Here is a 16,807-nt window from a genome sequence, read left to right as displayed (position 1 = left end):
AGCATAATTTGATAAAAAAAGATTGACTGTTGAATAAAGAAATCTATAATCAAGCACATATGTCGGCGAGTAGCGCAGCTTGGTAGCGCAACTGGTTTGGGACCAGTGGGTCGTAGGTTCAAATCCTATCTCGCCGACCATTTCTTTTTTACATACTCTTATCTGCGCCCTTAGCTCAGCTGGATAGAGCAACGCCCTTCTAAGGCGTGGGTCAAAGGTTCGAATCCTTTAGGGCGTGCCATTTATTGCTAAAATCAATTCAATTAACATTTAAGTAGATTATACATTCTAAAGCAATACCTATTCCGTTTTATCTACAAGCGGTCAAATTTCTAAATTATTTTACAAAAAAGCCATTTAGTGAATTAACTAAATGGCTTTTGTTTAGCTTAAATTACGCAGCGAATGGGTCACGTAGAATCATTGTTTCAAAACGGTCCGGACCGGTTGAGAGGATATCTACCGGTACACCTACTAATTCTTCGATCCGTTTGATGTAATCTAATGCAGCTTGCGGTAAATCTTCACGTTTAGTTACACGGAAGGTGTTTTCTGACCAGCCCGGCATTGTTTCGTAAATTGGTTCAACACCTTCCCAGTCTTTTGCGGCAAGTGGTGCGTATTCCACAATTCTGCCGTCCGGCATTTTGTATGCTGTACAGATTTTTAATTCTTTGAAACCATCTAACACGTCAAGTTTTGTCATACAGAAACCTGAAATTGAGTTAATCTGTACTGCACGGCGAACGGCTACGGCATCAAACCAACCACAACGGCGTGGGCGACCGGTTACTGCACCAAATTCTTTACCTTTACGTGCAATTTCTGCCCCTACTTCATCAAATAATTCGGTAGTGAATGGTCCACTTCCTACACGAGTACAGTAGGCTTTAATGATACCTAGCACATAATCTAAGTTACGGGGTCCGTAGCCAGAACCTGTTGCAACACCACCTGCGGTAGTATTTGAGCTGGTTACAAATGGATAAGTGCCGTGGTCAATGTCTAACATTGTGCCTTGTGCACCTTCAAATAAGATGTTATCACCATTTTCACGAGCCTCGTGAAGTAAAGTTGTTACGTCTGCCACCATTCCAGTGATTACATCGGCAATCGCAAAAACATCATCTAAAGTTTTTTGGTAATCTACCGCTTCTACTTTGTAATAGTTCACCAATTGGAAGTTGTAGTAATCTAAAATATCTTTTAATTTTTCTGCGAAATGTTCTTTATCAAACAAATCACTTACACGCAAACCACGACGGGCAACTTTGTCTTCATAAGCTGGACCGATACCACGCCCTGTTGTACCGATTTTGTTTTTACCAAGTGCCGCTTCACGAGCGTGATCCATCGCCACGTGATAAGGTAAAATTAACGGGCAAGCCTCAGAGATTTTTAAACGCTCACGCACGTTAATGCCACGAGCTTCTAATTCACCCATTTCTTTAATTAACGCATCAGGTGAAAGCACTACGCCATTACCGATTAAGCAAGTCACGTTATCGCGTAAAATACCTGATGGAATCAGGCGAAGAACAGTTTTCTCACCATCAATGATTAAGGTATGCCCTGCGTTATGACCGCCTTGGTAACGCACCACATACTTCACACGATCTGTTAATAAATCAACAATTTTACCTTTGCCCTCATCGCCCCACTGAGCCCCGAGAATCGCAACACTTTTACCCATAGAAAATGCCTCTTTAGATTAGAATGAACAGTGATAACCTATTATAACGGTATATTACAAGCGGTCAATTTATCGCAGAAAATTACAAAATTTTTATTAAAATTAACCGCTTATAATCGCCTAAATAGGTAAAAAATCAAAACCCGATACTAGATCGGGTTTTTATAGATACAACTATTTTGTAGGAGCTTGCATAAAGCGTAAAAACTCACTATTTGGCTTCAATAACATCATATTATTCTGCCCTTCAGCGAAGCTATCTTCATACGCTTTTAAACTTCGAATAAAGCTATAAAATTCCGGCTCATTACCAAATGCCTCTGAATAGAGTTTTGCTGCTTGAGCATCGCCTTCGCCTCGTAATGTTTGAGCCGTTTTGTTAGCATTCGCCAAAATTAAAGTAACTTTTTTATCTACTTCAGCACGAATAATTTCTGCTTTTTCATTACCTTGTGAACGGTGTTCACGAGCAACCGCATCACGCTCTGCACGCATACGTTGGTAAATAGAAGCAGAAACCTCGTTCGGTAAGTTGATCTGTTTAACACGCACATCAACAACTTCCATACCTAAACGTTCTGTGCCATCTTCGCCGGTATTTAATGCTTTTTGAGCTCCAGCCATTAATTCGCCACGAGAGCCTGAAACAATATCTTTGATGGTTCGAGAACCAATTTCAGAACGCAGACGGTCACTAACTTTACGACGCAGTAAATCTGCTGCTTTTTGATAGTCGCCACCCGTTGAGGTGTAGAATTGACCGAAATCGCTGATTCGCCATTTCACATAGGAATCTACCAAGAGGTCTTTTTTCTCTACCGTTACAAAACGGTCTTCTTGCCCATCTAGCGTTTGAATACGTGCATCTAATACTTTCAAACTATCAATAAATGGCATTTTGAAATGAATACCAGGTTGGTAGACTACCACTTTTTGATCGCTATCACGATGCACTTTATTAAAACGTAACATAATGCCACGCTCGCCTTCATTAACAATGGTTACTGCCTGTAGAACAACAAAAGCAACCACTGCAAGTACAGGTACTAATAATTTACGCATTATTAAAATCTCCCTTTACGTGTTTGGTCTACCGGCTGTTCTACCGATTGTGGCTGAGCCTGTGTTCTTGATTGAATAACCGATGGCGGTGCAACTTGTGTTTGTGTCGGTGCGACTTGTTGTTGCTCAACTTTAGTAGCTGATGAATTATTCATTAACTTATCAAAAGGTAATACATTTAAATTATTGCCTGATGCATCCATCACGACTTTAGGTGTATTTTTCATCACTTTTTCCATCGTTTGAATATATAAACGCTCGCGAGTCAGCTCCGGAGAAGCCTTGTATTCAGGTAATAATTGGCTTAAACGTTCCACTTCCCCTTTAGCATTTAACACAACCGCTTCTTTATAAGCTTCTGCTTGTTCAATAGTACGTTGTGCTTGACCACGTGCAATAGGCTCTTCTCCTCTTGCATAGGCTTCTGCTTCACGAATTAAGCGTTGTTCGTCCTCTTGTGCTTTAATTGCATCATCAAATGCAGCTTTTACATCTTCAGGTGGACGAGCGTATTGGAAGTTGACGTCTGTTACTAACAAGCCCATATCATAGGTTTTGATAATCTCACGCAAAGTCGTCCACGTTCTTTCACGCACTGTTGCTCGACCTGTGGTTAGAATTTCATCCATTGTCATATGACCGATCACATAACGTAACGCACTATCTGTCGCTTGTTTTAGGCTTTCATCAGGGTTGCTCACACTAAATAGATATTTAGCAGGGTCTTCCACACGATATTGAACCGTCATCTCAACTTGAACCATATTTTCATCTTGAGTAAGCATTGAACCGCTCGTATTTAACTCAGACACACGTTCTACGTTTACTCTAGTTACAGAATCAATAAAAGTTGGCTTCCAATTCAAGCCCGGCATAACGATGTTATCAAGTTTACCTAAACGGGTAACGACACCTCGCTCAGCCTCTTGCACGGTATAAAACCCTGAACCTGCCCACACTACAGTAGCAAGCCCTAAAACAATGGGTAGAAATTTACCCAATCCGATACTGTTTGGATTACGAGAGCCATTGCTATTAGGTGATTTTCCACCACCCATTTTTTTCAATAAACTGCTGAAAACTTCTTCTAAATCAGGTGGTTTTTGTTCGTTTCGTTGATTATTGGTTGGTCCTTGTTGTGAACCTTGAGCAGGACCTTGCTCTTGATCTTGTTCTTGCTGTTCAGGCTTTGGTTCAGATCGTCTCTGTCCCGGCTTCCCCCAAGGGTCTTGCTGATTACCTGATTCATTCCACGACATAAATATCTCCAAAAATAAAATCGAATCGCACTTTAAAATTTAAAACGCAAGTTAAAGATTGTACCTATTTAGTTATCATTTGACTAGGTTTATCTGGTAAAACAAGCGGTCTTTTTTTACTATTTTTTGCAGATTTACCCTTATATAGGCAATATTTAAATCACAAAAAAAGAGGGCGATAAATTCGCCCTATTTTTGCTCTAATTTAATTATAACGCTTGTTTAATAAATTCAGCCATTTGTGCGTGTGGAAGAGCACCAACTTGTTGTGCAACAACCTCGCCTTTTTTAAATAAAAGTAAAAATGGAATGCTACGTACGCCGAATTGTGCCGCTACATTTGGATTTTCATCTACGTTCATTTTGGCAATTTTAACTTTGCCTTCAAATTGCGGATCAACCGATAACTCGTCAAGCACAGGTCCGATCATACGGCAAGGACCACACCACGGTGCCCAGAAATCTAATAATACAGGCACATCTGATTTTAAAACATCTTGTTCAAATGTTGCGTCTGTTGTGTGAATAACATTACTCATAAATTTGTCCTTAAACATCTAAATTAAATAAAAAAAGAAACGCCCCAACTAATTACGAGTTAAGGCGTACAGCTTTCATTAAGATAGTGATTAATCAATGAAATTTCAAGTAAGATTTACCGATTACATCAATCACTATTCATTTTCTAATTCTTTATTTTCATCTTTTGGTAGAATTAAGTTCAAAATAAGTGCAAATAGTGAGCCAACAGTAATGCCCGAACCAAATACTTCTTTTACAAAAGAAGGGAGTTTATCTAATAACTCCGGGCGAGTAGTAACCGCTAAGCCACAACCGATTGAAATCGCAATAATTAATCCGTTACGTTTTGAACGTTCTACCTTATCTAACATTTGGATACCTGCTGCAATAATCATCGCAAACATCATCAAGCCTGCCCCACCTAAAACCGGGGTTGGGATAGACACAATCAATGCACCAAACCAAGGGAAAATACCGGCTAATACTAATAAGCCCCCCATCACAGTTACAACATAGCGACTTGCAACACCGGTTAAAGAAATCACACCGATATTTTGGGCGAATGATGAAAATGGTGTGGTAGACATAATTGCCGCAAAGGCTGATCCTAATCCATCACATAACACTCCACCACGTAAATGTTTACCTGTAATTTCAGTTTGTGTCGCATTTCCTAACGCTAAAAAGTTACCGCTTGATTCCACAATGGTGACTAAATAAGCGATACTCATCCCAATAATACCTGAAATCGGGAAAGCAAGACCAAAATGCAATGGCTGTGGAATGGCTACCACATCGGCTGATTTCACGTTATCAAAGTTTATCCAACCTAAAGCTAAAGCCACTACATAGCCTACCATCATACCAATCACAATTGCAGCTGCTGAAAAAATGCCTTTGCCCCATTGTACTAAAATCACAACCAGAACCAGCACAAAAGTCGCCATTGCAAGATTAGCAGGATCGGCATAATGTGCATCACCTCTTTGACCGCCTGCAAACCAGTCCACCGCCACAGGAATTAAACTTAAACCGATCATCATTACAACAACACCGGTTACCACAGGTGGGAAAAGTTTACGCACATAAGGCATAAAAAAGCTGCCGATAATCATCACAAGAGAGCCAACTAACGATGCCCCCATAATCCCTGCTACTCCGTGCTCACTAAAACCGATAGCCAGTGCTGCCGCTACGAAGGTAAAACTTGTTCCCATCACACTTGGTAAACGTAAACCTATAGGTCCAATGCCTTGACATTGAAGAATCGTTACAATCCCCGACACCAATAACGCTGCATTAACCAGCACGATAATATCCGATGCAGGTAAATTTAGCACATTACCAATTACTAACGGTACGGCGATAATACCACCAAGTGCTGCCAACAAATGTTGTGCAGCAAGAAGAAGCGTTAAACCGAATGGCGGTTTGGAATCAACAGGATAAAGAATTTTTTGCATAAATGCCTCAAAATAAGATCTAAGAAATAAAAAATAAGGGCGAATTATATGGATTTCACATCAAATAAGCAAACGATTACGCAAACGTTTGTTTGTATTCGTTTCAATTTCAAATATGACAAGCGGTCATTTGTTAGAAAAAATTTGCAAATTATTCAATAAAAACGACCGCTTGTACGTTCAACTATTTCTCAATGTATCGAAAATCACTTCCGCTAAGGCTTTAGAAATACCCGGCACGCTTTGAATTTCTTCAAGTGTGGCATTTTTTACGCCTTGCATTCCGCCTAAATATTTTAATAAGGCTTGGCGACGTTTAGCTCCAACGCCTTCGATACTTTCTAACCCACTTTCGGTAAAGGCTTTCTGGCGTTTTTTTCGATGTGCGTTAATAGCATGATGATGTGCTTCATCTCTAATATGCTGAATTAAATGTAAAGCAGGACTATCAGGCGGTAAGTTAATCTCTTTATCCCACTTGCTGATAATCAAGGTTTCCAGTCCTGCTTTGCGTTCTACGCCTTTTGCAACACCAATGAGTAGCGGTTTAGACTTATCCCACTCCACATTTAGCTTCGCAAAAGTATCTAACGCTCGGTTGAGCTGTCCTTTGCCTCCGTCGATAAAAATAATATCAGGAATTTTTTCCGGTGGAAGTGGTCGGTCATAACGCTTCAGAAGAGCTTGCTCCATTGCGGCATAATCATCACCGGGCGTAATGCCTTCAATATTAAAACGGCGATAATCCGATTTCAAAATGCCGTTTTCATCAAATACGACACAAGAAGCGACTGTTTGATCACCCATTGTGTGGCTGATGTCAAAGCACTCCATCCTTGCAATTTTTTCGAGATTTAGTACCGCTTGTAAAGCCTGGTAGCGAGTGTGAATACGTTCATCTTGCTTTAATTGAACATTCAGAGCGGCAATCGCATTGGTTTGAGCAAGTGCGAGGTAGCGACTTTTTTCCCCTCGCACTTTATTTAAAATAGTAACTTTATGCCCTGCTTGTTCAGATAGTACCGTTTCTAAGGCTTCTTTTTCACTGACTGTTTGATCGATAATGATCTGATTTGGAATTGTGCGATGCTGGTTCATCTGCAAATAAAACTGCCCGATGAAGGTATCACTTAATTCAGCAAGATCGGTATGATTTGGCACTTTGGGGAAATAGCTACGATTACCCAATACCTTACCTTGTCGTACAAATAAAATATGCACGCAAGCTATACCATATTGGTAGGCAATCGAAATAAAGTCCAGATCGTCCCAGCGATCAGTTGAGATCGACTGTTTTTCCATTACTTCTCGCACGAGTTGGATTTGATCTCGATAACGTGCCGCCGTTTCAAATTCCAGATTTTCAGCCGCACTTTCCATCTTACAAATCAGATATTCTACCACTTGATGATCTTTACCCTGTAAAAACAATCGAACCAATTTCACTTGATTATCGTATTCTTCTTGCGTGCAATAACCTTCCACACAAGGGGCAAGACAACGTCCGATCTGATATTGTAAACAAGGGCGGGAGCGGTTTTTATAATAGCTGTCTTCACACTGTCGGACAGGGAAAATTTTTTGCAACAAGTAGAGTGTTTCCCTCACTGCGGTAGCATTAGGATAAGGTCCAAAATATTCGCCATTGATTTTCTTACTGCCTCGAAAGCTACCCACACGAGGGTGTTGATGTTTAGTGAGTAAAATATAAGGATAGGCTTTATCATCACGCAGAAGCACATTATATTTAGGTTGGTTTTCTTTAATATAGTTGTGTTCTAATAGCAGGGCTTCTGTTTCGGAATGGGTTAGAGTTGTCTCAATATGAGCAATATTCGACACCAATGCTTCGGTTTTACGATTGGGTAAATTCGCACGGAAATAGCTTGATAAACGCTTTTTTAAATCTTTTGCTTTACCAACATAGATAATCTTTCCTTTGTCATCGTACATACGATAAACACCGGGTTGATGAGGAACATCGGCAAGGAAAGATTTGGAATTAAATTCAGACATTATGCGTGATGAAATTCAGAATATACAATCACAAAATAGCTCTACAATTACAAAAAAATCATAAAAATAGACCGCTTACGACTTCAACAAGCTGCCTTTTGAAGCACTCAAATATTGCAACATCGACCAAATAGTTAAACCTGCCGCAATATAAAGTAGAATAAAGGCTAAAATTTCCATTGCTTCACTTTGTCGCCAAATCATTCCGCCTAAGGCTAACATTTGAGCGGTTGTTTTTACTTTTCCCCAAATTGAAACGGCAACGCTTGCTCTCTCACCGAGCTCTGCCATCCATTCACGCAATGCAGAAATAATAATCTCTCTGGCAATCATAATGCAAATTGGAATAGTAACCCACCAAGTATGGTAATGCTCCGCTACACAAACAAAAGCAACTGCAACCAGGACTTTATCTGCGACAGGGTCTAAAAATGCCCCAAGTCTCGTTGTTTGGTTCCATTTACGGGCTAAATAGCCATCAAACGCATCAGTAATAGAAGCAATAAAAAATATCAAGGTAGCAATTTCAGGGGCATATTTAGTCGGCAGATAAAACGCCACAATAAAAAGTGGTATCATTCCGACACGAAATAAAGTTAAAAAAGTTGGGAAATTAAGCTTCATAACAAAACTAAAGGAACAAGCAGTAGAATTGTGTTAAGTGTAACATAACTAAATTATTTTTTTTACTCCCCTGTTACAAAATCGCATTGACTTTACAATAAATTACCGCTAATTTAAGGCTTGATTTATGGAAATTTATCCATACATATCAATCCGTCGGTTTTTCCGATTTAAAAACAAAAACAGAAGGAATTTTTATGGAAAATCGTTTAGCTCATAGCTACTCAACATCTGAATCACTTATTAGCACTCACAAAGTGCTACGCAATACTTATATGTTATTGGCAATGACACTGACTTTCTCAGCCGTTGTTGCTTTTGTTGCAATGCAAATGAATGCACCGGCAATGCCTTGGTGGGGATTATTAATCGGCTTTTATGGCTTACTTTTCTTAACAAATGCCACTTCAAATAGCAGTGTGGGTATCTTAAGCGTATTTGCTTTAACAGGTTTCTTGGGTTATACCTTAGGTCCTATTTTAAACCGCTACATCGGTGCAGGTTTAGGCGATATCGTTGCCCTTGCATTTGGTGCAACAGCGTTAGTTTTCTTCGCTTGTTCAGCTTATGTATTAACCACGAAAAAAGATATGAGTTTCTTAAGCGGAATGATGGTAGCATTATTTGTGGTACTATTAGTCGGCATTATCGCTAACATTTTCTTAGCGATTCCGGCACTAGGTTTAGCCTTAAGCAGCTTATTTGTTATCTTCTCAAGCGGTGCGATTTTACTCGCAACCAGCAATATTATTCACGGTGGCGAAACAAACTATATTCGTGCAACTGTTGATTTATATGTTTCTATCTATAACCTATTTGTAAGTTTCTTACAAATCTTTGGTGTATTAGGTAGCGATGATTAATATTAAAATATAAGAGGAATGCCACTTTATGTGGCATTTTTATTTTATGTCTATAGAACTGAATAATATCCAATATCCAACTGACGATGCAGGTTATTTGAAAAACCTAAATGATTGGTCTGAACAACTCGCTGAAAAAATCGCAGAAAAAGAACAAATTACATTAACGGAAGAACATTGGGAAATCATCTATTTAGTGCGAGAGTTTTACCAAGAATATAAAACCTCTCCTGCAATTAGAATGTTAGTAAAAGCAATGGCACAAAAATTTGGCGAAGAAAAAGGCAATAGCCGCTATTTACAACGCTTATTCCCAGATGGACCGGCAAAACAAGCCACTAAAATTGCGGGACTGCCGAAACCTGCGAAATGTTTATGATTAAATTGACTAATTTCCTTGAAATTTCCCTCATTTTTCTATAGAGTTTTCCAGTTATTTTCAAATTACATATAGGTCAAATAATGAGCCAATTAGATTTAATCAAATCTTCTATCAAATCTATCCCTGATTACCCTAAAGCAGGAATTATTTTCCGTGATATTACTTCTCTCTTAGAAGTGCCTGAAGCATTCCAAGCAACGGTTGATGCTATCGTGGCTGAATTTAAAGACAAAGGTATTACTAAAATTGTTGGTACAGAGTCTCGTGGTTTTATTTTCGGAGCTCCTGTTGCCTTAGCACTTGGCGTGCCTTTTGTGCTAGTTCGTAAGCCTAAAAAATTACCGCGTGAAGTAATTTCTCAATCTTATACTCTTGAATATGGTGAAGACACGTTAGAAATTCACAAAGATGCGATCAACGCTAACGACAACGTGTTGATGATCGACGACTTATTAGCAACCGGTGGCACTATTGATGCAACGGCAAAATTGATCCGTCGCTTAGGGGGTAACGTTGAACACGCTGCATTTGTGATTTGGTTACCCGATTTAGGTGGCAAAGAACGCTTAGAACAAGAAGGAATTAAATCCTTCAGTTTAGTGAGTTTTGAAGGTCATTAATTACAAGCGGTTGTATCTTCTCAATTTTTTGCAACCAGTAGGAGCTAATTTCAATTAGCTCCTACAAAATGAATAAAGAACAAATATGAGTTATCAGGTTCTAGCCCGCAAATGGAGACCTCAACGCTTCTCTGAAGTCGTTGGGCAACAGCACGTTTTATCTGCTCTTGAAAACAGTTTAAGAGAAGATAGGCTTCATCACGCCTATCTGTTTTCAGGCACTCGAGGCGTGGGAAAAACCTCCATTGCCCGCCTTTTTGCAAAAGGGCTAAACTGCGAAAATGGCATTACTGCTGAACCTTGTGGAGAATGTGCCAATTGCAAAGCAATCGAAGAAGGGCATTTTATCGATCTGATTGAGATCGATGCAGCCTCTCGCACCAAAGTGGAAGATACCCGAGAGCTACTTGATAACGTACAATACAAACCAACCGTTGGGCGTTTTAAGGTTTACCTGATTGACGAAGTGCATATGCTCTCTCGCCACAGTTTCAATGCGTTACTCAAAACCCTTGAGGAACCCCCTGAATACGTTAAATTCCTTTTAGCCACAACCGATCCGCAAAAGTTGCCGATCACAATTTTATCACGTTGTATGCAATTCCATTTGCGTGCATTGGAACAATCACAAATTACCAACCATTTAGAGTTTATTCTTAATGCAGAAAGCATACCTTATGAAACGCTTGCGATCGAAAAATTAGCGAAAGCGGCTCACGGCAGTATTCGCGATTCACTCAGTCTCACTGATCAAGCTATCGCAATGAGTAACGCCAATATTACTCTCGATGCGGTAAGCCAAATGTTAGGGCTCATTGATGACAATCAGCCATTAGAATTAGTGCAAGCAATCGCCCAAGCTGATGGCGAAAAAGCAATGGCAATCATTGAGCAAATTGCCGCTAAAGGAGTAGATTGGCAACAATTACTGAGTGATATTGCAGAAACATTGCACAAAATTGCGATGTTACAATTAGTCAAAACTACCGCCGCAGAAGAAACGCTCATTCATTTTCTGGCAAAACAGATGCCACCTGAAGATGTGCAGTTTTTCTATCAACTTATCCTTAACAGCAAAAAAGAGCTACCTTTTGCACCCGAGCAACGTGCCGGTGTGGAAATGGCGATACTGCGTGCATTAGCTTTCCACCCAAAACAGGCGGAAAGAATGGCAACTATGGTCATTCCAACGGTATCTGCCGTTCCGCAAACTAATGTGGTTACAAATACTCAGCCGAAGCCACAAAATCAAATTGCTCAACTAAGAGAAACCTTAGAGAAAAATCAGCAAAAATCGGTAGTGGCTTCACAAACGACACAAGCACCAACTGTAGCTCCTATAATGCCTAAAGAAGAAAATACCACTACGTTTTCTCCGGCAATGGCTGCACTTGAAGCCCGCAAAAAATTACAGCAACAGCAAGCTGATTTAACTCAAGCCGAAAAAAAAAAGCCTGAGTTAAAAACGCCTCAATTTATTGCAAAAAAATCGGAAAATTCGACCGCTTCATTACAAGAACGATTTATCCAATTTGCAGAAAATCAACAGCAAACGGCACATCAATCCGTTTCAAAAGTAGAAAACACGCCTAAAAGCATAGACGATGAAGATTACCGTTGGACTTGGCTCAACCCTGAATTAGAAAACCAAGCAGACAGTGCCAAACCGTCGGATATTAAGCAAGCTATTTTGCAAGAACGTACACCAGAACTAGTGGCAAAAACCATTGATTTATCTTGCCAACAAGATAAATGGTGTGAGATTGCTAATTCGCTTAATTTAGGCGGTTTTTCACGCCAAATTGCCTTAAACAGCTACTTAGATAAACTCGCAGACAACCATCTTTCATTGGTGTTAAAGCCCAATATGGCACATTTAGATAATGTGGAATCTCGTAAAAATTTAGAAGTGGCATTGACTGAAAAAGGCTATAGCTATGATTTATCTATCGGCGACAATGCTGATAAACAAACGCCGCTGGAAATTCGTCGAGCCATTTTCAAACAACTCACTGAAGCAGCAAAATCTGCTTTGCTGAACGATGAAAAATTAATGTTACTTCGCAACGCCTTCGATGCACAAATTGATGAATCGACCATTCGAGCGGTTGCACAGAGTGAGTAAATAGATGAAAGCATTAGAATTAATTGATCTTGTGAAAACCTACCCGACCGGTGTAAAAGCGGTAAAAGGGATCAACCTTGTAGTAGAGCAAGGGGATTTCTACGCTCTACTTGGGCATAACGGTGCAGGAAAATCCACCACCATTGGTATTATTAGCTCCCTTGTGAATAAAACAAGTGGTAGTGTAAAAGTGTTTGGCTACGATTTAGATACACAAAAAGTGGAATTAAAGCATCAAATCGGGCTTGTACCACAAGAGTTTAATTTTAATCAGTTTGAAAAAGTCATTGATGTGCTGGTACAACAAGCCGGTTTTTACGGTATTCCACGCAAAGAGGCTCTTATTCGTGCCGAAAAATGGTTAAAACAGCTCGATTTATGGGAAAAACGCACACATCTTACTCGTGAGCTTTCCGGCGGAATGAAACGCCGTGTGATGATTGCCAGAGCCTTAATGCATCACCCTAAACTGCTGATTTTAGATGAACCAACCGCAGGTGTGGATATTGAACTCCGCCGTTCATTGTGGGATTTTCTACGTGATCTAAACAATCAAGGCACAACCATTATTCTGACTACGCATTATCTGGAAGAGGCGGAAACCCTGTGCCGTCATATCGGTATTATTCAAAATGGTGAATTGATTGAAAATACCTCAATGAAAGCCTTGCTTGCAAAGTTAGAAAGTGAAGTGTTTGTGTTAGATTTGCAATATTCTGATAAAAATCAACCGCTTGTCATTCAAGATTATCCGCATAAATGGATTGATGAAAATACACTTGAAGTCAATGTGAAACGCCAGCAAGGGCTGACAAACCTCTTTTCGCAAATTGCGGCTCAAGGTACGGAAGTATTAAGTATGCGGAATAAATCCAACCGCTTAGAAGAACTTTTTATCAATATGGCTCAATAAAATGAATTTGATCGGATTTTATACTTTAGCGTGCAAAGAGTGCCACCGTATTCTGAGAATTTGGCGACAAACCCTTGTGCCACCTGTGATTACCACTACCCTCTACTTTTTAATTTTCGGAAAATTAATTGGTGGACGTATTGGTGAGATGAATGGCGTGGGCTATATGGAATTTATTGCTCCCGGCTTAATTATGATGACGGCAATTACTGCCTCTTATGTTAATACCGCTTCGTCTTTCTTCTTAAGCAAATTTACCCGAGATTTTGAAGAACTACTGATTTCGCCCCTTTCCACCCATAACATTATTTGGGGCTATTTATTGGGTAGTATTTTACGAGCCGGCTTGGCTGCACTCTTGGTAATGTTAGTTGCAATGGTATTTGTGAGTTTTAATATTCACTCCTTTACCATCATTGCTTTAACACTGTTTTTAACTATTGTCGCCTTTGCATTAGGTGGTTTAATTAATGCGGTTTTTGCGAAATCGTTTGATGATGTAGGGTTAATTCCTACTTTCGTGCTTACGCCGCTTACTTATTTAGGTGGAGTGTTTTACTCTATTTCATTACTCCCTGAATTTTGGCAAACGGTGTCAAAATTCAATCCGATTGTCTATATGATAAACGGCTTGAGGTATGGTTTTCTCGGTATTAGTGATGTGCCACTATTTTATACATTTGCAGTATTAGCTTCCTTATGTGTGGTGCTATATATTGTGGCTTATTCATTAATTCAGCGAGGAATTGGGCTACGTTCTTAGGTAATCAATATGAAAATGTTAAATCAATTATCTATCAGCACTATTTTTGCATTAACACTTAATATGGCATTTGCAGAAAATGTTACCGTTTTTGCTGCTGCTTCAATGAATAATGTGTTGCAAGAAATCGGGCAAGATTTTGAGAAAAAATATCCGGAAGATAAAATCACATTTTCATTTGCTTCTTCCTCTGCGTTAGCTAAACAAATTGAGCAAGATGCTCCAGCCGATCTTTTTATTTCAGCTGACTTACAATGGCTGGATTACCTCGCACAAAAACAGTCTGCTAAAATTAAAAATAGAATAAACCTAGTCAATAATGAGCTGGTTTTAGTTGCACCAAAAGAAAGTCAAATTCAAGCAGACAATATACAAGCGGTCAATTTTGCCAAAGAATTAACAAATAGTTATTTATCTGTGGGTGATCCTGCCCACGTTCCCGCTGGAAAATATGCTCAAAAAGCCTTAACTTACTATAATTTATGGGAAACGATTGAGCCAAAATTAGCTCGGGCAAAAAACGTGCGAGATGCCCTTTCTTTTGTGGAGCGAGGTGAAGCACCATTAGGCATTGTGTATGAAACCGATGCCAAAGTATCGAATAAAGTGAAAATAGTCGCAGTGTTCCCACAAAAAAGCTATGGCGAAATTGTTTACCCTGCCGCAGTGGTGAGTGAAAAGCAATCTGCCGTAAAATTTTTAGATTTTCTACAAACACCGGAAGCCAAAGCTCGATTTGAAGCCGCTGGATTTAAACCTATTGAATGATGTTTGATTTTACCCCACAAGAACTCAATGCGATTGTTCTCAGCCTAAAAGTTGCTTCTATTGCAGTGCTGCTTGCCTTGCCATTTGCCGTGTGGGTGGCTTGGTTACTTTCTCGCAAACAATTTTGGGGTAAAAGCCTCCTGAACGGTATCGTTCATCTTCCCCTCGTTTTGCCCCCTGTTGTTATTGGCTATTTATTGCTTATCTCAATGGCAAAACGAGGTGTTATCGGGCAATATTTATGGGAGTGGTTTAATTTTAGCTTTAGCTTCTCGTGGAAAGGGGCTGTACTAGCTTCTATGGTAATGGCGTTTCCACTGATGGTACGTTCTATTCGTTTAGCCCTAGAGGCGGTAGATCCTAAACTAGAACAAGCGGCTCGTACATTAGGGGCAAGTCCGCTAAAGGTGTTTTTTACCCTTAACTTACCGCTCTCCTTTTCGGGTATTGTTGCAGGAGCGGTATTAGGCTTTGCACGATCATTGGGAGAATTTGGGGCAACCATTACCTTTGTCTCCAATATTCCCAACCAAACCCAAACCATTCCGGCTGCACTTTTTACCTTTATTGAAACCCCTGATGGTGAAATGGCTGCCGCCCGATTATGTTTGGTGGCGATTGCGATTTCATTAATCGCCTTATTCTGTTCGGAATGGTTGGCGGAAAGGCAGAAACGTTATGCTAAAAATTAACCTTATTCAGCAACTCGGTAATCTTGATTTGAATGTCAATCTGGATATTCCTGCTCAAGGCATTACTGCTATTTTCGGGCGTTCGGGGGCGGGTAAATCAAGCCTGATTAATTTAATTGCGGGGCTTTCTACTGCACAATCTGGGCTGATTGAATTAAACGGACGGGTGCTGTTTGATAGTCAAAAAGGCATCAACCTACCGCCTGAAAAACGCAATATTGGCTATGTATTCCAAGAGCATCGCCTATTCCCCCATTATTCGGTAGAGAAAAATCTGAAATATGGCTACAAGCGGTCAGATTCTGCCGATTTTTTGCAAATTGTTGAGCTCTTAGGCATTTCACACCTATTAGATCGCTATCCTGAAAGTCTCTCCGGTGGAGAAAAACAACGGGTTGCCATTGGGCGTGCATTACTAAGTTCGCCCGATATTTTATTGATGGATGAGCCTTTATCTGCTCTTGACCTTCCACGCAAACAAGAGTTATTGGATTATTTGGATAAGTTAGCTACTCAGCTCAATATCCCCATTCTCTATGTTAGCCACAGTTTAGACGAAATTATCCGTCTTGCCGATCAGCTGCTTTTGCTTAATAACGGCAAAGTGATGGCATTTGATAGCGTTATTAATGTGTGGCATAGTCCTGCTTTTGCTGATTGGCAACCAAACAATCAACGTATCAGTTTGCTTGAGCTACCGATAAAAGAGCAGCAATCAAGCTACAATATGCTTGGATTAGGGCTAAATAAGCAACGCCTTTGGATTAACCAACTTCCTCGTCATCAAATGGGCGAAAATTTGCGTGTTACCATTGCGAGTAAAGATGTTTCTATTAGCCTGCAAAAGCCAATGCAAAGTTCGATCCGCAACGTGTTAAAAGGTGATGTACAGAAAATCGAAACCCATTTAGATCGGGTTGATGTGGCTGTTCTTGTCGAAAATCAAACGATTTGGAGTACGATAAGCTTGTGGTCTTTTGATGAACTTTCACTTAAAGAAGGGCAAGAGGTTTACCTTCAAATCAAAAGCGTTTCTTTATAG

General features: G+C 39.9%; 16 protein-coding genes and 2 tRNA genes. 11 read left to right on the top strand and 7 right to left on the bottom strand.

Translation table 11 applies throughout. The features are described from left to right. The first annotated feature begins 63 nt into the window (after nucleotides 1-63). Together ICJ55_RS06090 and ICJ55_RS06085 are read left to right on the top strand one after the other, a co-directional pair. Nucleotides 64-140, top strand: a tRNA-Pro gene (locus ICJ55_RS06090). A gap of 24 nt (nucleotides 141-164) precedes the next feature. Then, a tRNA-Arg gene (locus ICJ55_RS06085) sits at nucleotides 165-241 on the top strand. A gap of 153 nt (nucleotides 242-394) precedes the next feature. On the opposite strand, the gene purA is transcribed toward ICJ55_RS06085, so the two are convergent. The 7 genes from purA to pgsA all read right to left on the bottom strand — a co-directional run bounded on the left by purA (nucleotide 395) and on the right by pgsA (nucleotide 8,639). Continuing rightward, on the bottom strand, nucleotides 395-1,693 hold the full coding sequence (gene purA, locus ICJ55_RS06080) for an adenylosuccinate synthase (RefSeq protein WP_188155996.1): 1,299 nt from the start codon (nucleotides 1,691-1,693) through the stop codon (nucleotides 395-397). A gap of 174 nt (nucleotides 1,694-1,867) precedes the next feature. After that, on the bottom strand, nucleotides 1,868-2,755 hold the full coding sequence (gene hflC / locus ICJ55_RS06075) for a protease modulator HflC (protein WP_188155995.1): 888 nt from the start codon (nucleotides 2,753-2,755) through the stop codon (nucleotides 1,868-1,870). Between the two features lie 2 nt (nucleotides 2,756-2,757). Beyond that, nucleotides 2,758-4,014: an FtsH protease activity modulator HflK gene (hflK, locus tag ICJ55_RS06070; protein WP_188155994.1), complete on the bottom strand. Its 1,257-nt coding sequence runs from the start codon at nucleotides 4,012-4,014 to the stop codon at nucleotides 2,758-2,760. Nucleotides 4,015-4,223: 209 nt separating this feature from the next. Beyond that, nucleotides 4,224-4,553, bottom strand: a complete 330-nt coding sequence (gene trxA / locus ICJ55_RS06065) for a thioredoxin (RefSeq protein ID WP_188155993.1) — start codon at nucleotides 4,551-4,553, stop codon at nucleotides 4,224-4,226. Between the two features lie 135 nt (nucleotides 4,554-4,688). Further along, nucleotides 4,689-5,999 (bottom strand): nucleobase:cation symporter-2 family protein, encoded by a 1,311-nt coding sequence (locus ICJ55_RS06060; protein ID WP_188155992.1) that lies wholly within the window; start codon nucleotides 5,997-5,999, stop codon nucleotides 4,689-4,691. Nucleotides 6,000-6,179: 180 nt separating this feature from the next. Further along, nucleotides 6,180-8,015, bottom strand: a complete 1,836-nt coding sequence (uvrC, locus tag ICJ55_RS06055) for an excinuclease ABC subunit UvrC (RefSeq protein ID WP_188155991.1) — start codon at nucleotides 8,013-8,015, stop codon at nucleotides 6,180-6,182. A gap of 75 nt (nucleotides 8,016-8,090) precedes the next feature. Next, complete coding sequence (gene pgsA / locus ICJ55_RS06050; protein WP_188155990.1) at nucleotides 8,091-8,639, bottom strand: CDP-diacylglycerol--glycerol-3-phosphate 3-phosphatidyltransferase; 549 nt, start codon at nucleotides 8,637-8,639, stop codon at nucleotides 8,091-8,093. Between the two features lie 197 nt (nucleotides 8,640-8,836). Between pgsA and ICJ55_RS06045 the strand changes: the two genes are divergently transcribed. The 9 genes from ICJ55_RS06045 (at nucleotide 8,837) to modC (ending at nucleotide 16,807) form a co-directional block, all read left to right on the top strand. Then, complete coding sequence (locus ICJ55_RS06045) at nucleotides 8,837-9,502, top strand: Bax inhibitor-1 family protein (protein ID WP_188155989.1); 666 nt, start codon at nucleotides 8,837-8,839, stop codon at nucleotides 9,500-9,502. Between the two features lie 28 nt (nucleotides 9,503-9,530). Then, complete coding sequence (locus ICJ55_RS06040) at nucleotides 9,531-9,881, top strand: TusE/DsrC/DsvC family sulfur relay protein (protein ID WP_025247511.1); 351 nt, start codon at nucleotides 9,531-9,533, stop codon at nucleotides 9,879-9,881. A gap of 83 nt (nucleotides 9,882-9,964) precedes the next feature. Beyond that, a complete protein-coding gene (gene apt / locus ICJ55_RS06035; RefSeq protein ID WP_188155988.1) occupies nucleotides 9,965-10,504 on the top strand; it encodes an adenine phosphoribosyltransferase in 540 nt (179 codons plus the stop codon). Nucleotides 10,505-10,589: 85 nt separating this feature from the next. Further along, nucleotides 10,590-12,629 carry a DNA polymerase III subunit gamma/tau gene (dnaX, locus tag ICJ55_RS06030; protein WP_188155987.1) on the top strand — a complete coding sequence of 680 codons (2,040 nt, stop codon included), beginning with the start codon at nucleotides 10,590-10,592 and terminating at the stop codon, nucleotides 12,627-12,629. Nucleotides 12,630-12,633: 4 nt separating this feature from the next. Beyond that, the gene (locus tag ICJ55_RS06025; protein ID WP_188155986.1) at nucleotides 12,634-13,542 is read left to right on the top strand and encodes an ABC transporter ATP-binding protein; all 909 of its coding nucleotides are present in this window, start codon (nucleotides 12,634-12,636) and stop codon (nucleotides 13,540-13,542) included. Nucleotide 13,543: 1 nt separating this feature from the next. Beyond that, nucleotides 13,544-14,305, top strand: a complete 762-nt coding sequence (locus ICJ55_RS06020; protein WP_188155985.1) for an ABC transporter permease — start codon at nucleotides 13,544-13,546, stop codon at nucleotides 14,303-14,305. Between the two features lie 9 nt (nucleotides 14,306-14,314). Then, nucleotides 14,315-15,073, top strand: a complete 759-nt coding sequence (modA, locus tag ICJ55_RS06015; protein WP_188155984.1) for a molybdate ABC transporter substrate-binding protein — start codon at nucleotides 14,315-14,317, stop codon at nucleotides 15,071-15,073. Beyond that, nucleotides 15,073-15,765, top strand: a complete 693-nt coding sequence (gene modB / locus ICJ55_RS06010; RefSeq protein WP_188157691.1) for a molybdate ABC transporter permease subunit — start codon at nucleotides 15,073-15,075, stop codon at nucleotides 15,763-15,765. The genes modA and modB overlap by 1 nt, the downstream gene beginning before the upstream one ends. Then, nucleotides 15,752-16,807, top strand: coding sequence for a molybdenum ABC transporter ATP-binding protein ModC (gene modC, locus ICJ55_RS06005; RefSeq protein WP_188155983.1), 1,056 nt, complete (start codon nucleotides 15,752-15,754; stop codon nucleotides 16,805-16,807). The genes modB and modC overlap by 14 nt, the downstream gene beginning before the upstream one ends.

It is taken from the genome of Mannheimia bovis, from assembly GCF_014541205.1.
GTDB classification, from domain to species: domain Bacteria; phylum Pseudomonadota; class Gammaproteobacteria; order Enterobacterales; family Pasteurellaceae; genus Mannheimia; species Mannheimia bovis.
Note: the sequence above shows the minus strand (reverse complement) of the source record. Positions and strands in the feature narration are given on the sequence as shown.

Excerpts from the sequence above, each read along its gene's own strand:
- purA (WP_188155996.1), bottom strand. The coding sequence starts at position 1,693 with ATGGGTAAAAGTGTTGCGATTCTCGGGGCTCAGTGGGGCGATGAGGGC.
- hflC (WP_188155995.1), bottom strand. The coding sequence starts at position 2,755 with ATGCGTAAATTATTAGTACCTGTACTTGCAGTGGTTGCTTTTGTTGTT.
- hflK (WP_188155994.1), bottom strand. The coding sequence starts at position 4,014 with ATGTCGTGGAATGAATCAGGTAATCAGCAAGACCCTTGGGGGAAGCCG.
- trxA (WP_188155993.1), bottom strand. The coding sequence starts at position 4,553 with ATGAGTAATGTTATTCACACAACAGACGCAACATTTGAACAAGATGTT.
- ICJ55_RS06060 (WP_188155992.1), bottom strand. The coding sequence starts at position 5,999 with ATGCAAAAAATTCTTTATCCTGTTGATTCCAAACCGCCATTCGGTTTA.
- uvrC (WP_188155991.1), bottom strand. The coding sequence starts at position 8,015 with ATGTCTGAATTTAATTCCAAATCTTTCCTTGCCGATGTTCCTCATCAA.
- pgsA (WP_188155990.1), bottom strand. The coding sequence starts at position 8,639 with ATGAAGCTTAATTTCCCAACTTTTTTAACTTTATTTCGTGTCGGAATG.
- ICJ55_RS06045 (WP_188155989.1), top strand. The coding sequence starts at position 8,837 with ATGGAAAATCGTTTAGCTCATAGCTACTCAACATCTGAATCACTTATT.
- ICJ55_RS06040 (WP_025247511.1), top strand. The coding sequence starts at position 9,531 with ATGTGGCATTTTTATTTTATGTCTATAGAACTGAATAATATCCAATAT.
- apt (WP_188155988.1), top strand. The coding sequence starts at position 9,965 with ATGAGCCAATTAGATTTAATCAAATCTTCTATCAAATCTATCCCTGAT.
- dnaX (WP_188155987.1), top strand. The coding sequence starts at position 10,590 with ATGAGTTATCAGGTTCTAGCCCGCAAATGGAGACCTCAACGCTTCTCT.
- ICJ55_RS06025 (WP_188155986.1), top strand. The coding sequence starts at position 12,634 with ATGAAAGCATTAGAATTAATTGATCTTGTGAAAACCTACCCGACCGGT.
- ICJ55_RS06020 (WP_188155985.1), top strand. The coding sequence starts at position 13,544 with ATGAATTTGATCGGATTTTATACTTTAGCGTGCAAAGAGTGCCACCGT.
- modA (WP_188155984.1), top strand. The coding sequence starts at position 14,315 with ATGAAAATGTTAAATCAATTATCTATCAGCACTATTTTTGCATTAACA.
- modB (WP_188157691.1), top strand. The coding sequence starts at position 15,073 with ATGTTTGATTTTACCCCACAAGAACTCAATGCGATTGTTCTCAGCCTA.
- modC (WP_188155983.1), top strand. The coding sequence starts at position 15,752 with ATGCTAAAAATTAACCTTATTCAGCAACTCGGTAATCTTGATTTGAAT.